The 12,904-nt window shown below is 73.7% G+C and carries 14 protein-coding genes and 1 pseudogene; 6 read left to right on the forward strand and 9 right to left on the reverse strand.

The window, feature by feature from the left end; genetic code table 11:
• Positions 1 to 23 precede the first annotated feature (23 nt).
• From ACSP50_RS20410 to ACSP50_RS20420, 3 genes are read right to left on the reverse strand one after another with little or no spacing between them, the layout of a single operon-like run.
• Entirely contained in the window at positions 24 to 1,058 is a 1,035-nt protein-coding gene (locus tag ACSP50_RS20410; protein ID WP_014691157.1) for an alpha/beta fold hydrolase, read from the reverse strand.
• On the reverse strand, positions 1,055 to 2,911 hold the full coding sequence (locus tag ACSP50_RS20415; RefSeq protein WP_014691158.1) for a cell wall metabolism sensor histidine kinase WalK: 1,857 nt from the start codon (positions 2,909 to 2,911) through the stop codon (positions 1,055 to 1,057). Before ACSP50_RS20415 ends, ACSP50_RS20410 begins: the two co-directional genes overlap by 4 nt.
• Positions 2,904 to 3,590, reverse strand: a complete 687-nt coding sequence (locus tag ACSP50_RS20420) for a response regulator transcription factor (protein ID WP_080127935.1) — start codon at positions 3,588 to 3,590, stop codon at positions 2,904 to 2,906. The genes ACSP50_RS20415 and ACSP50_RS20420 overlap by 8 nt, the downstream gene beginning before the upstream one ends.
• A 101-nt stretch (positions 3,591 to 3,691) precedes the next feature.
• On the opposite strand from ACSP50_RS20420, the gene ACSP50_RS20425 reads away from it, so the two are divergent.
• From ACSP50_RS20425 to ACSP50_RS20440, 4 genes and pseudogenes are all read left to right on the forward strand, one after another.
• Positions 3,692 to 4,243, forward strand: a complete 552-nt coding sequence (locus ACSP50_RS20425) for a hypothetical protein (protein WP_014691160.1) — start codon at positions 3,692 to 3,694, stop codon at positions 4,241 to 4,243.
• Positions 4,233 to 5,267 (forward strand): hypothetical protein, encoded by a 1,035-nt coding sequence (locus tag ACSP50_RS20430; RefSeq protein ID WP_014691161.1) that lies wholly within the window; start codon positions 4,233 to 4,235, stop codon positions 5,265 to 5,267. Before ACSP50_RS20425 ends, ACSP50_RS20430 begins: the two co-directional genes overlap by 11 nt.
• A pseudogene (locus tag ACSP50_RS20435) lies at positions 5,264 to 5,914 on the forward strand (ABC transporter ATP-binding protein); the annotation flags it as partial. The gene ACSP50_RS20430 and the pseudogene ACSP50_RS20435, both read left to right, overlap by 4 nt.
• Positions 5,915 to 6,026: 112 nt before the next feature.
• The gene (locus tag ACSP50_RS20440; RefSeq protein ID WP_014691163.1) at positions 6,027 to 7,232 is read left to right on the forward strand and encodes an ABC transporter permease; all 1,206 of its coding nucleotides are present in this window, start codon (positions 6,027 to 6,029) and stop codon (positions 7,230 to 7,232) included.
• A gap of 308 nt (positions 7,233 to 7,540) precedes the next feature.
• On the opposite strand, the gene ACSP50_RS20445 is transcribed toward ACSP50_RS20440, so the two are convergent.
• From ACSP50_RS20445 to ACSP50_RS20460, 4 genes are all read right to left on the reverse strand, one after another.
• Entirely contained in the window at positions 7,541 to 7,756 is a 216-nt protein-coding gene (locus tag ACSP50_RS20445) for an AlpA family transcriptional regulator (protein WP_231956666.1), read from the reverse strand.
• A gap of 211 nt (positions 7,757 to 7,967) precedes the next feature.
• Positions 7,968 to 9,113: a monooxygenase gene (locus tag ACSP50_RS20450; protein ID WP_014691165.1), complete on the reverse strand. Its 1,146-nt coding sequence runs from the start codon at positions 9,111 to 9,113 to the stop codon at positions 7,968 to 7,970.
• 30 nt (positions 9,114 to 9,143) lie between these two features.
• Positions 9,144 to 9,725 (reverse strand): GNAT family N-acetyltransferase, encoded by a 582-nt coding sequence (locus ACSP50_RS20455; protein WP_014691166.1) that lies wholly within the window; start codon positions 9,723 to 9,725, stop codon positions 9,144 to 9,146.
• Entirely contained in the window at positions 9,722 to 10,720 is a 999-nt protein-coding gene (locus ACSP50_RS20460) for a cation diffusion facilitator family transporter (RefSeq protein ID WP_014691167.1), read from the reverse strand. The genes ACSP50_RS20455 and ACSP50_RS20460 overlap by 4 nt, the downstream gene beginning before the upstream one ends.
• A 55-nt stretch (positions 10,721 to 10,775) precedes the next feature.
• On the opposite strand from ACSP50_RS20460, the gene ACSP50_RS20465 reads away from it, so the two are divergent.
• Complete coding sequence (locus tag ACSP50_RS20465; RefSeq protein ID WP_014691168.1) at positions 10,776 to 11,111, forward strand: metalloregulator ArsR/SmtB family transcription factor; 336 nt, start codon at positions 10,776 to 10,778, stop codon at positions 11,109 to 11,111.
• A 197-nt stretch (positions 11,112 to 11,308) separates the two neighbouring features.
• Positions 11,309 to 11,848: a hypothetical protein gene (locus ACSP50_RS20470; RefSeq protein WP_052311661.1), complete on the forward strand. Its 540-nt coding sequence runs from the start codon at positions 11,309 to 11,311 to the stop codon at positions 11,846 to 11,848.
• A 308-nt stretch (positions 11,849 to 12,156) separates the two neighbouring features.
• Here the strand turns inward: ACSP50_RS20470 and ACSP50_RS20475 are convergent, their stop codons facing one another.
• Both ACSP50_RS20475 and ACSP50_RS42070 read right to left on the reverse strand, forming a co-directional pair.
• Entirely contained in the window at positions 12,157 to 12,537 is a 381-nt protein-coding gene (locus tag ACSP50_RS20475; RefSeq protein ID WP_014691170.1) for a hypothetical protein, read from the reverse strand.
• Between the two features lie 68 nt (positions 12,538 to 12,605).
• The gene (locus ACSP50_RS42070; RefSeq protein WP_014691171.1) at positions 12,606 to 12,758 is read right to left on the reverse strand and encodes a hypothetical protein; all 153 of its coding nucleotides are present in this window, start codon (positions 12,756 to 12,758) and stop codon (positions 12,606 to 12,608) included.
• Positions 12,759 to 12,904: the final 146 nt, after the last annotated feature.

Genomic DNA, 12,904 nt, shown 5'->3' on the forward strand with positions numbered 1-12,904 from the left:
GCTGCTCACTGCCGGGCTCCCGGTCATGCCGGGCCGGCCGTCGCCACGTACCAGGCGGCGATCTGCGCCCGGGACCGGAAATCCATCCGGGTGCGGATCCGCTCCACATGCGCCTCCGCGGAGCGTTCGGTGATGCCGAGCCGCTCGCCGATCTCCCGGTTGGTGCGGCCCTGCGCGATCAGCGCGGCCACCTCGCGCTGCCGCTCGGTCAGGCCCGGCGCGGCGCCACGGTGGGCGGCGGGCAGGCCGAGGAACTGGCGGATGGCGCGGGTGATCGGCCGGTAGTCCCCGATGTACGGCAGGTGCGACCGTCCCGGCACCACCTCCAGGCGGGCTCCGGGAATGCCGTCGGCGAGCCGCCGGCCCTGCTCGATCGGGGCGGCCCGGTCCCGTTCGCGGTGCACCACCAAGGTCGGGGCGGAGATCGACGGCAGCAGGTCAAGGACGTCTATCCGGTACGCCATGAGCAGCATCGCGCCCGCCACCTCCGCCGTGGCGGCCTCGCGCTGGTAGCGCACGAACGCGGCCCTCGTACCGGGGTCGGCGTCCGGGGCGAAGACGCCGCCGAGCAGGTCGCTGGCCAGCCCCCAGTGCTCCCGGATCAGCCCGAGCACATGCGTGCGGATCTCCGGGCTCGCCACGTCCGGACCGTACGGCCAGCCGCCGTAGAGCACCAGCCGCGACACGCTCCGCGGCTCCCGGGCCGCCCAGGCCGCGGCGACCGCCGCCCCGGTGGAGATCCCGACCAGGTCGAAACGCTCCAGCCCGGTCGCGTCGACCACCGCCCGCAGGGCGTCCACCTCCCGCTCCATGGTGTGCGGCCCGTCGCCGGCCGCGGTGGACAGGCCGCAGCCGGGCTTGTCGTAGCGGATCAGCCGCCGCCCGTCGGCGAGGGCCTGGAAGAAGCCACGCTCGGCCGGCAGCGCCCAGCTCAGCTCCAGGTGACTGAGCCACCCGGTGACGAACACCAGCGGCGGTCCGCTGCCGACGGTCGCATACCCGATCCGGGCGCCGCCCGGCGAGGTCGTCGACGCGATCCGCTGCCCAGGCCCGCTCACCGTCCCATCGAACCACGCCCGGCGCGCTGCGAACCGGGGGGCCCGGCGACCGGCAGGTCGATGCGGAACGTGGCACCCTGGCCGGGCGGACTGGTCACCGTCACCGTGCCCGCGTGCGCCTCGGCGAGTTTGCGGACGATCGACAGGCCCAGGCCGCTGCCACCGGTCTGCCGGCTGCGGGACTTGTCCGCGCGCCAGAACCGCTCGAACACGAGGGCCTGCTGCTCGGGCGGGATGCCGGGGCCGGTGTCGGTGACGTCGATGCGCAGCCGGCCCGCGCTCGTACCGGAGATGATGTCGATCCTGCCCCCGGAGGGGGTGTGCCGGATCGCGTTGGTGATCAGGTTGCCGACGGCCTGGCGTATCCGGATCGGATCCACGGTGACCAGCGCCGACGCCGCCGTCGTGTGCAGGGTGACGCCGGCCCGGTCCGCGGCGGCGGTGAAGGCGTCGGTGATCGCGGGCAGCAGCTCGGCCACCTCCACGAGCTGCGGGTGCAGGCGCAGCTCGCCGGCGTCCGCCGCGGAGAGGTCCTGCAGGTCGTCGATCACGTGCTGGAGCAGCATCGCCTCCTCCAGCAGGGAGGCCATCAGCTCGCGGTCGAGCGGGACGACGCCGTCGGCGGCCGCTTCCAGCCAGCCGCGGATGTTCGTGACCGGGGTGCGCATCTCGTGCGCGATGTCGCCGACCATCGCGTGCCGCAGCTGCTCGACATGCCGTCGCCGATCGGCCATGTCGTTGAAGGCGGTCGCCAGGCGGGCGATCTCGTCGCGCCCGGTGACCCGGACCCGGGCGGTCGCGTCGCCGTCGCGCATCCGACCGGCGGCCGCGGTCAGCGCCCGCAGCGGGCGGACCAGGCGCACCCCGACCAGCGCGGTCACCCCGATCGCGGCGAGCAGCACGAGCCCGGTCACCGCGCCGATCCGGATCTGGTTGGGGCGCGACAGGTCCAGCGTGGACGCGCGCCGCGCGCTCTGCTCCCCGGGGGCGGTGACGAAGAGCAGCGCGGCCGGCGCCACCCAGCCGGCCAGCTGCTCGCGCCGACCGGCCGTGAGGCAGTCGGCCACCGGCTGGTTGCGGCGCCGACCGGAGCGGGCCGACTCCGCGTCGGCCCAGGTCCAGGTGTTCTCCAGGCCGATCGTGACGGCCGGCAGGTGCTGGCGGGCCAGGCAGGAGTTGACCAGCCGATCGAGCTGCTGCAGCGCTGTGGCCTCGGTGGCGGTCGGCGCGGCCAGCGCGGTGCGGCCTTCCATGCAGGTCACCGTGTCGGCGCTCAGGTCGCTGCCGGGCGTTTCGAGCCGCGGGCGGCCGCTGGGCTCGTCGACGATCTCCACATTGTGCGGCAGGACCCGCTGCTGGCCGTCGCGGGCCGGCGCCGGGGTGCTCGGCTCCCGCAGGCAGCTCTGCACCCGGGCGGCGATCTGGCGCAGTCCGGCCCGCTCGGCGGTGGTGAGCCGGAACGGGCCGACCGCCCGCGGATCGATCCGGTTGCCGGCGTCGGTGGGGTCGACGGTGGTCAGCGGCTGCTGGGGGAGCGGGCCGGACGCCGAGTCCGCGATCGGCTCCCGGGCCTGCCCGGTCAGCACGACCCGGTGACCCGTGCTCCCGGCCAGCTGCGCGACCACCGGGGCGACCGCGGACCAGTCGCGATGGGTGGCCGCGTAGCCGAGCAGCGTGTCGTAGATCTTCGCGTCGTCGGTGAGCGCCTGGCCCTGCTCCCGCTGGATCGCGCGGGTGGTGGTGCGGACCGCGAGCCAGGCGGTCGCCCCGATCGACAGCAGCGACACCACCGCGGACAGCACCAGCAGCCGGCCCAGCAGGCTGCCCCGGCCGGCGGAGCGGGCCCTAGCCATCGGCGAGCTTGTAGCCGACACCGTAGACGGTGAGCAGCCGCGCGGGTCGGCGCGGATCCGGCTCGATCTTGCGGCGCAGGTTCATCACGTGCACGTCGACGGTGCGGGCGGTGACGTACGAGTCGAAGCCGTGCAGGTGCCGCAGCAGCGTCTCGCGGGTGAACACCCGGCCCGGCTCGGCGGCCAGCGTCCGCAGCAGGTGGAACTCGCCCGGGGTGCAGGTCACCGGGCGTCCGTCGGCGCGCACCTCGTGGCGTACCGGATCGACCTGCAGATTGCCCACCCGCAGCACCGGATCCGCGACCCGGGCCGCCGGCCGGTTGCGGCGCAGCAGCGTGCGCACCCGGGCGGCCAGCTCGCGCGGACTGTACGGCTTGGTCATGTAGTCGTCGGCGCCCAGGTCCAGCCCGAGCAACAGGTCGTCCTCGGTGGTGCGCGCGGTCAGCATCAGCACCGGCAGCTCCGAGTCGCGGCGCAAAATCCGGCACACGTCCAGGCCGTCGACGCGGGGCATCATCACGTCGAGCACCACCAGGTCGGGCGGGTTCTGCCGGATCTCCTCCAGCGCCGCCCGGCCGTCACCGACCACGACGACGGCGTGACCCTCGTGCTCCAGGTAACGCCGCACGAGTTCGGCCTGCTTCGGGTCGTCCTCGGCGACCAGCACGTATGCGCACACGGCGGCGAGTGTAGGCGGCCGCGCGCCACCCAACGGCCCGGGAACCGGACCACTACCGGACCACAACAGGTCTCTGACAAGTTCCGGCCAGAGTCCTGTCCATGCCGAAGATCCTCTATCTGACCGCTCTGCTGGCGCTCGGCGCGTGCAGTGCGCCCGCTCCCGATCCCACCGCCGCCGATGGTGGTGGTCGGGTCGCCACCCTGCAGAGCGCCCCGCCCGCCGCCGCCACCTCGGCGCCCGCCGCCTCCCGGCCGCAGCTGCGACTCGACACCAGCGAGGAGGAGGCGAACCGGTTCTGGACCGCCTACGACGACTGCCTGGTCGCCCACGGGGTCAAGGCCGATCCGGTCGATCAGCCCGGCCCGGCCGGCCCGGGGCGCCGGCTCGACCAGAGCGGCGAGCCCAGGTCCGCGTACACCGCCTGCGCCGGGAGACTTCCGCGGCAGCCGCCCGAACTGGACGAGGACGCCAACCCGAAATACGCGGCGCAATGGAACGACCACGTGAAATGTCTGCGCGCGCACGGTCTGAAGGTGCACGTGACCAAGCCGGGCGAGTGGACCTACGACTCGTCCGACGGCGGAATCCCGGCCAACGAGAGCCAGATCGAGCACGACTGCCTGCTGGAGGCGTTCGGCCATGGCTCCTAGTCGCGCGCTGCGGGCGACCGGGGCGGTCGCCGCGGTCGCGGTGACCGCGGCGGGCGCGACCCTCGCGGTGCGCGGGCACCGCCCGGCGGCTCCGGCGCCGCCCGCCGCACCGGCCGTCACCACCATCCAGGTGCGCACGATGGACCTCACCGACGAGCGCACCGTGCCGGGGACGCTCGGCTTCGGCCCGGCCCGCGTCGTCAAGGGCCCCGGCACCGGCGTGATCACCCACCTGCCGGAGACCGGCCGCAAGACCATCCGGGGCCGGGAACTGTACCGGGTCGACGACCAGCCGGTGATCGTCATCTACGGCGACACGCCTCTGTTCCGGCCGCTGAACAAGCCCGGGCTGAGCGGGCGGGACGTGCTCGAGGTCCGGCAGAACCTGACCGCACTCGGCTACCCGGCGCGGTCGCTGCACCCGGAGGTGGCCGACGCCGGACTGCTCGCCGCGATCAAACGGTGGCGCGGGGAGGACGACCTACCGGGTTCCGGCATCGCCCCGGGCGGCGTCGTGGTGCTGCCCGGGCCGAGCCGGGTCAGCGAGGTGCGGGCGCAGGCCGGGGACCCGGCCGAGGGGCCGGTGCTGGCGGTCACCGCGACCGGCGCCGTGGTCTCCGTGCCGATGAGCCCGGCGGACGTGGCCACCGTGCGCACCGGGACCGCGGTCACCGTGATCGCGCCGTCCGGCACCGCGGCGCCGGCCAAGGTCACCGCGATCGGCCGGGCGGTCACCGGCGGGGAGGGTGGGGAAGCCGCCAAGGTCGACGTCACGGTCACCCCGGACACCCCGATTTCCGCGTACGACGCGGCCGCCGTCCAGGTGCGCATCACCACCCTGGTGCGCAAGGGTGTGCTGGCCGTCCCGGTCGGCGCCCTGGTCGCGCTGGCCGAGGGCGGCTACGCCCTGCAACGCCCCGACGGGTCCCTGATCGCGGCGGCCACCGGCGTCTTCTCCGGCGGCCTGGTGCAGGTCAGTGGCCCCGGAATCACCGACGGCCTGACGGTGGTGAGCACCCCGTGACGGCACCGGTGCTGTCGCTGCGCGAGATCAGCCGGATCTATCCCGGTGGGGTGACCGCCCTCGACCGGGTGTCGCTCGACCTCGCCCCCGGCGAGCTCGCGGCGATCGTCGGGCCGTCCGGCTCCGGCAAGTCCACCCTCCTGCACATCATGGGCACCCTGGACCTGCCGACCAGCGGAACCGTGGCGATTGAGGGCCGGGACGTCACCACGCTCGGCGACCGTCGGCTCGCCGGTCTGCGCGGGCGCCGGATCGGATTCGTCTTCCAGCAGTTCCATCTGATCGACGGGATCAGCGCGGCGGAGAACGTGGCGACCGGCCTGCTGCACGCCGGGGTGCCGGCCCGGCGACGCCGGAGCCTTGCCGAGGAGGCGCTCGACCGGGTGGGGCTCGGCCACCGCCGCGGGCATCGGCCGGGGCAGCTCTCCGGTGGCGAGAAGCAGCGGGTGGCGATCGCCCGGGCGGTGGTGAACGCCCCGGCGCTGGTGCTCGCCGACGAGCCGACCGGTGCGCTGGACTCGGCGAACGGCGAGGCCGTTCTGGAACTGCTCGGCCGGCTGAACGCGGAAGGGGCGACGATCGCGGTGATCACCCACGACCGGGAGATCGCGGCGCGGCTGCCGCGGCGCATCACCATCCGGGACGGACGGCTCGAGGACACCGGGTCCGGGGAGGCGGGCTTCGGCGCCGCGCGGACCGATGGTGCAGTCCTCCGGGGCGCGCGGATCGATGGTGCCGGTCTCCGGGAGGCGCGGATCGATGGTGCCGGTCTCCGGGATGGGCGGGGCGATGCTGCCGGGTGACGTTCTGCGGCTCGGCGTGGTCGGCCTGCGGACCCGGAAGCTGCGGGCCGCGCTCTCCGCGCTGGGCATCGCGATCGGTATCGCGACCATGCTGGTGGTGACCGGGATCCCGGCGTCCAGCCGACAGGCGGTGGCCGACCGGCTCGCTGCGCTCGGCACCAACCTGCTCCGGGTCCAGCCGGAGAGCGCCGGCGACCGGCCGGTGCCGCTGCCGCCGGAGTCGGTGGCGATGGCCGCGCGGATCGGGCCGGTGACCGCGGTCAGCGCCGTCGCTAACGTGCACGCCGTGGTGCGCCGCTCGGACCTGGTCGACCCGTACGACGGATCCGGACTGACCGTGCTGGCCGCCCGCACCGACCTGCTCACCGCGGTGAACGCGAGGATCCGATCCGGACGGTTCCTCACCACGGCGACGTCCCGGTTCCCGACCGTGGTGCTGGGCGCCGAGGCGGCGGCCCGGCTCGGACTGGGCGAGATCCGCCCGGACGGTCCGGCCCCGCAGGTCAGCGTCGGCAACCGCCGATTCGCCGTGACCGGCATCCTGGCGCCGGTGCCGCTGGCCCCGGACCTGGACCAGTCGGTGCTGGTCGGCTGGGCGGTGGCCGGCCGGTTGCTGGGCTTCGACGGGCATCCGACGGTGCTCTACGTCCGCTGCCGGGAGGCGGCCATCGAGCAGGTCCGGGCGGTGCTGCCGGCGACCGTCAGCCCGCAGCTGCCCGGACTGGTCCGGGTGTCCCGGCCCTCCGACGCGCTGTCCGCGAAGCGGGCCGCGGACAGCGCCTTCGGTGCGCTGCTGCTCGGCCTGGCCGGAGTGTCGCTGCTGGTCGGCGGGGTGGGGGTGGCCAACACCATGGTCATCTCGGTGCTCGAACGCCGCCGCGAGATTGGGCTGCGCCGTGCGCTCGGCGCGCCCCGCGGGCACATCCGGCTCCAGTTCCTGACCGAGTCGGTGCTGCTCGCCGGGCTGGGCGGGGGTGCCGGGACGGCGATCGGCGTGGCCGCGACCATCGGATACGCGACCTGGCAGCGCTGGCCGCCGGTGATCCCGCCGGGGAGCGTCGCCGCCGGGCTCGGTGGCGCGTTGCTGGCCGGGGTGGTGGCGGGCGTCTACCCGGCGATGCGCGCGGCCCGCCTCACCCCGACGTCCGCCCTGGCCGCCTGATTCCGGGGCGCCTCCGGTCCCTGACTCGGGCGTCCATCCCGGTCGCCTGGTTCCGGTGGCCGGCTCCGGTCTCCGACCGCGGCGTCCATTCCGGCCGGGTGACTCCCGAGGCTGCCCCCGGTCCCTGATTCCGGGGGTCGCCCTGGCGCGTGCGGGGCCGTGGTGATCCGCGTCGGGCGCGGCCTCCGGGATGTGCACCTCCGGGAGGGCGCGTCGCTCAGCGGGGGGAGGGGTCCTGCATGCCGTCCGGGACACGTGCGTGGAGTGGGGTCCGTCGAATGGTCCGGGGCGGCGTGCGGTGTACCGGGTCAGGCGTCGTGGTGCGGGGGCATCGGGGTGGTGCGGTGGCGGGCGATCCACTCCTCGATCTCGTCGGCGAGCCAGACGCGGCCCTGGGCCAGGTCGGCGATCGGCTTCGGGAAGTTCGTCTTGGCGGAGAGCTGGTTGACCCGCTGGCGACTCAGGTCGCCCAGCCGGACGCAGATTTCAGTGGTGCCCATCAATCGGGGCCGTGTGGTCTTCATGCGTGGGACTATAGTCATACAGCAACCCTGGCGGGTACCCCGCGCGGCCGGTTGATCCGGAAACCGCGGTGCCCGGCGGCCGGGCGGGACGGCGCGGCGAGCGCTTGTCGCGAGGCCAGATGCCCTGTGCCGGGTTCGGAGTGGCCGACGAACGGCTGTCACCCGATCGGGTGGCCGGCCGCCTGATCGCGAGGCGGCCGGCGGCGCCCGGTCAGGACGCGGGGCCGGTGACGAGGATGCCGAGGCACATCTCGTCGCTGGTGCCTTCGCCCCATACGACGTACCGCGGGGCGACGGTGTGCAGTTGGGGGAGGAGCCGGCGCAGTTTGGCGTCGTGGGAGCAGGTGACCCGTACGACGTCGCCGCGCTTGACCGGGATCGGCTTCGGCAGGGTGACCAGGGCCTGATTGTCGAAGTTGTACTGCGGGACGTCCAGGATGGTCCGGGCGCCGGGCCGGCCCGGGTTCAGCTCGATTGTGATGGAGCGGCCGAGCAGGTGCATGTGGCCGGCGGCCAGGTACACCGTGGCGGGCTCCTCGATCGGCCGGTCGCAGTGCTGGGTGGTGCCCGGGGTGACCTTGCCGGCGTCGCATCGTTCGACGAGGTGGCCCTCCTGCTCGCCGGCGTCGGCACCGAAGCGGGAACCGACGTCGGCGATCGCGGCGGCGCGATCGCAGAGCGGTCCGGACTCGCCGGCCGCGCACGGCAGCTCGATCGGGGCCGGGAACAGATCGGTGGACAGCGGCTTGAGCGGGGTGGCGCCGGCGGCGACCCGCAGCCGGATGCCGGACTGGTCGCTCTGCCCGGCCGCGCCCGGCTCCAGCAGGTTGTAGTGCACCTGCATGACCAGTTTGCCGCCCGGCGGCATGGCGAAACCGAAGCCGGCCGGCATCTGCGTCTCACCGGCGCCCGGCGCCCAGTGCGCGACCCACGCGGTCTGGCCCTCGACGCCGGAGTCACCGAAGCACGTCCAGCCCTCACCCGGGGTCTGCGCGTCGATCCGGGCGGCCTCGGTGGCCTGCTGCGGGTCGAGACGGTAGAAGATCGCGTGGTGCACGATGGCCGCGTTCTGCGGCAGGAAGCGGCTGCCGGTCAGGTAGGCGTTCCCGGTCAGGCCCGGGTCGACCAGGAAGCACCGGTATTCGTCGGTGCCGCCGTTCGGAGCCTTCGGGGTGTACGCCTGCGGGAGGGCCAGATCGACGAACCGTTCACCGGCGCGCAGCGGTTGCGACGGCGGCGCGGAGCCGGCCAGGTGCCCGGCGTGCGGGTTCACCCCGGCCGGCGCCGACGTCGGGGTCGTGGTGGTGCCGCAGGCCGCGACCAGCAACAGCGCGACTGCGGGAAGCAGGATTCGCATAGATGAACCCTCCCGAATGTGGGCGTTTGATCACATCCGGGATGACCCGTAGGTGTCGTTCTGGAGCACCCACACCGGCAGCGGGTCGGTGAGCTCGGCGATCACCCGCCAGCCGGCCCGTTCGTACATCCGCACGTTGCCCTCGGTGGCGGTCTCCAGAACCGCCGGCCGCCCATCCGCGGCGGCCGCCCGCAGCCCCTCGGCCATCACCGCGTGACCCAGCCGGCGGCCGCTGTGGTCCGGGTGGGTACCCAGCACGCCGAGATACCAGTACGGCTCGGCGGGCAGTGCCGCGTGCACCGCGTCGTCGTAGGCGCGCACCCGGGCCAGCACGTCGGCCGGCAGCTTGCGGGGCAGCACATCCTCGACCGCGGGGCTGGCGTCGGCCGGCGGCTCCCAGATCGCGACCGCGTTGCCGCCCTCGGCCACCCACACCGCGCCGCGGTGCACCCGCTTGTCGAACAGGTGCCCGAAGAAGACCGCGGCCAGCTCCGGATAGCTGTCGTCGTCCGGGAACTGCCAGCGGATCACCGGATCCCCACGGAACGCTGCGACCAGGGCGGAGACGATTCTCGTACGATGCTCGGGGCCGGCCACCGCGATGTCGATCACGATCCGAATGTAGCCGGTGGCGCGGCGTGGGAGAGCCGCAGGTGATGCGCGGCACCGGGAGGCGTGTCCGGGTCCACGTGCACGCTCGCCTCGGTCAGCCGGGGCACCTGGTGGGTGAGCCGATGCTCGGCGTCCGCGGCGATCTCGTGCGCCGCCATCAGGCTCACATGGGCGTCGACCAGCACCGACGCCTCGGCGTACAGGCGGTGTCCGATCCAGCGCATCCGGATCCCGGACACGCCCCGCACACCCGGGATCCGGCGCAGCTCCCGCTCGGCGGCGTCGACCAGGTGCGGGTCGACCCGATCCATCAGCCGCCGGTACACCTCCCGCGCCGCGTCCCGCAGGACCAGCCCGATCGCCACCGTGATCAGCAGCCCGGCCGCCGGATCGGCCCAGGCCCAGCCGCGCCAGGCACCCCCGGCGGCGAGCACCACGGCGAGCGAGGCGAACCCGTCGGCGCGGGCGTGCAGGCCGTCGGCGACCAGAGCCGCCGAGCCGATCCGCCGGCCCACCGCGATCCGGTACCGCGCGACCAGCTCGTTGCCGGCGAACCCGGCCAGCCCGGCCGCGACCACCCACGGCAGGTGGGTGAGAGAGTGCGGGTCGGCCAGACGGCGTACCGCGACAATCCCGGAAAACGCCGCGGAAGTGGCGACGACCAGCACGATCACGATCCCGGCCAGGTCCTCGGCGCGACCGAAACCGTAGGTGTACGCCCGGGTGGCGGCCCGCCGGCCGAGCCAGAAGGCGATCCCCAGCGGCACGGCGGTGAGCGCGTCGGCGGCGTTGTGCAGGGTGTCGCCGAGCAGCGCCGCCGACCCGGAGCGCCACACGATGACCGCCTGGGCGAAAGCGGTCAGGCCGAGCACGCCCAGGGAGATCCACAGGGCTCGCATGCCGACCCGCGACGACTCCAGCGCGTCATCGACCCGGTCCGCGGCGGCGTGCGAATGCGGGGTGAGGCGGTGCCTGATCCCGTGCCATGTGGTCATCGGCGGAACTCCCCGTGCGTGGTCGCCGTGTGGGCGAGACCCATAATATGTGCTCATGCGCGCACGCGACAACGTTGCAGATGCCAGTGAGCTGCAGAAACACCTAACGGGCGACACCCTCACCGTGGCAACGACGATGCTCGGACTGCTCGCCGACCCCACCCGGCTGCGCCTGCTCGCCGCCCTCGTCCCCACCGATCAGGACGTCTCCGCGCTCACCACCACAACCGGCGCCGCCCGGCCCGCGGTCTCCCAGCATCTCGCGAAACTCCGTCTCGCCGGCCTGGTCCGGGTCCGCAGGGAGGGCCGGCGGCAGGTGTACGCCCTGGCCGGCCCGCACATCGCCACGCTGATCACCGAGGTCCTGCACGCGGCCGCCCGGCACCGCTGACGACCACCGTTTCCGGGGTCGAGACCGGCAGGCTCCCTGGATCGAGTGGTCGGAGTTCACCTCAGCGCCGGCGTCGGCATGACGCTGCGTTGCCTTCCCGGCTTGGGCTCAGCCTCCGGATCCGGAGCCGACGTGCGGGCGTTCGAGCCTGTCGGCGAGCGGACACCCGGGCATGCGTCCCATGGCATGATGCCGCGGTGCGGGATTGGTCCTACTACGGCGCCGCGCACCGGTATGCCGTCCACGAAGATGAGGGCGCCGATCGGCTGTGCGATCGAACGATGGGCGCGCTTCGTCTGGCCGGCGACGAAGCCGAGCTGCGGCGCCGAGCCGGTGCCGGCGACAGGTGCGCCGCTGTCACCCTCTTCGAGATCCTGGTCGATGCCGACCGGCTCGACGACTTGCGGGCGATGCAGGAAGCGGGCGACGATCGCGCCGGTGTCACGCTCATGGAGGCATTGACCCGCCAGGGCCGGGAGGACGAACTCCGCCGCGAGATCGCTGCCGGCCATGACGTCATGTGGCTTGTGCACCACCTCAACGACCGCGGTCGCATGGACGACGCGCTTGCTGCTCTCCAGGAGTGGGCGGACCAGCATCCGGACCAGGCCCGTCTGGCCCATGCGCGCCGCCTGACCGTGCTGCTCGAGCACGGTCGAGTGGAAGAAGTCCGGCGCGCCGCGGAATCAGGTGACCACACAGCCGCCCGCTACCTGGGCAGGTTCTTCAGCAAATAGCCACTGGTGCGGAACCTGTTCGCGCCCCCCGCCCGCCGAAGCAACCGGCGCGAGCCTGCCGTCAGTGCGGGCAGGTGCGCCGACACGCCGGCCTCGGACTGTGCTCGGCGTGCTTGCAGCGCCAACCCGACCGGGCGCTCATCCGACGTCGTCTGCACTCGCGCCGACGACGTCGCCCGGGCCCAGCAGCGGTACCGCCACGTCCCATCGAAGATCCCTCGGCCATGCCGACCTTCATGGCGCATGCGGGCGAGGACCCTCGCCAGGGCGCCGTTCTGCTTCATCAGCGGGGCTGGGTGAGGGGAGGGCTAATGGCAGAGGATGAGTAGCTTGAGGCCGATGCCGCAGCAGGCGATCAGGGTGAGGGTGACGGCGAGGACACCGCGGGCGATGACCGGTCCCGCCATGCGGCCGTTCCAGGTGATCGGGAGCAGCTGCTCCGTGATGACCGTGAGCAACCAGACGAGCAGCAGCACGTGGTACGTCAGGTCCCAGCCCTCGTCGGCGAAGGCGGTGCCGTTGCCGTTGCCGCCGTAGTTCGAGCAGCCGCGGACTTCGGTGGCGGGCTGCAGGATCAGGGTCAGCACCGTCAGCAGGGTGCCGCCGGCCAGGAGCGCCCGGAAACCGGTCAGCCGGGACGGCCGCTTCGTCAGGCCGGCACGCTCGCCGGGGAAGAAGAATCGCCTCATGCCTCGGTGCGGCCTTCCCACTCGCTCAGCTGCAGGCCCCACGGCGGGGCACCGTGGTCGCGATCCTGTCACAGCCCGTGCCGGATCACATACGCGTACCAGTCGCCGTCGATCGGCTCGAAGGACTCGCCTTCGTCGCCGGGCCGGGGGCGGATGCCGGGGAACCAGGCCAGCCCGGCGGCCTTGGCCATCGCGGGGTCCTTGACGGCGAAGAAGGTCACCGGAGGCGAGCAGCCACACGGCGGCGAACAGCAGCGGGGTCAGCAGCAGCGGCCACGGCACGGTGCGGGTGTGCCGGACGTGCGCCACCACGGCGTACGCCCAGAAAGCGGTGACCAGCGCCGTGGCGGCCAACCCGGCGATCAGC

Source organism: Actinoplanes sp. SE50/110, assembly GCF_900119315.1.
Lineage (GTDB): Bacteria > Actinomycetota > Actinomycetes > Mycobacteriales > Micromonosporaceae > Actinoplanes.

Coding starts and splice junctions, on each gene's coding strand:
- ACSP50_RS20415 (WP_014691158.1), bottom strand. CDS start 2,911: ATGGCTAGGGCCCGCTCCGCCGGCCGGGGCAGCCTGCTGGGCCGGCTG.
- ACSP50_RS20425 (WP_014691160.1), top strand. CDS start 3,692: ATGCCGAAGATCCTCTATCTGACCGCTCTGCTGGCGCTCGGCGCGTGC.
- ACSP50_RS20430 (WP_014691161.1), top strand. CDS start 4,233: ATGGCTCCTAGTCGCGCGCTGCGGGCGACCGGGGCGGTCGCCGCGGTC.
- ACSP50_RS20440 (WP_014691163.1), top strand. CDS start 6,027: ATGGTGCCGGTCTCCGGGATGGGCGGGGCGATGCTGCCGGGTGACGTT.
- ACSP50_RS20445 (WP_231956666.1), bottom strand. CDS start 7,756: ATGAAGACCACACGGCCCCGATTGATGGGCACCACTGAAATCTGCGTC.
- ACSP50_RS20450 (WP_014691165.1), bottom strand. CDS start 9,113: ATGCGAATCCTGCTTCCCGCAGTCGCGCTGTTGCTGGTCGCGGCCTGC.
- ACSP50_RS20460 (WP_014691167.1), bottom strand. CDS start 10,720: ATGACCACATGGCACGGGATCAGGCACCGCCTCACCCCGCATTCGCAC.
- ACSP50_RS20465 (WP_014691168.1), top strand. CDS start 10,776: ATGCGCGCACGCGACAACGTTGCAGATGCCAGTGAGCTGCAGAAACAC.
- ACSP50_RS20475 (WP_014691170.1), bottom strand. CDS start 12,537: ATGAGGCGATTCTTCTTCCCCGGCGAGCGTGCCGGCCTGACGAAGCGG.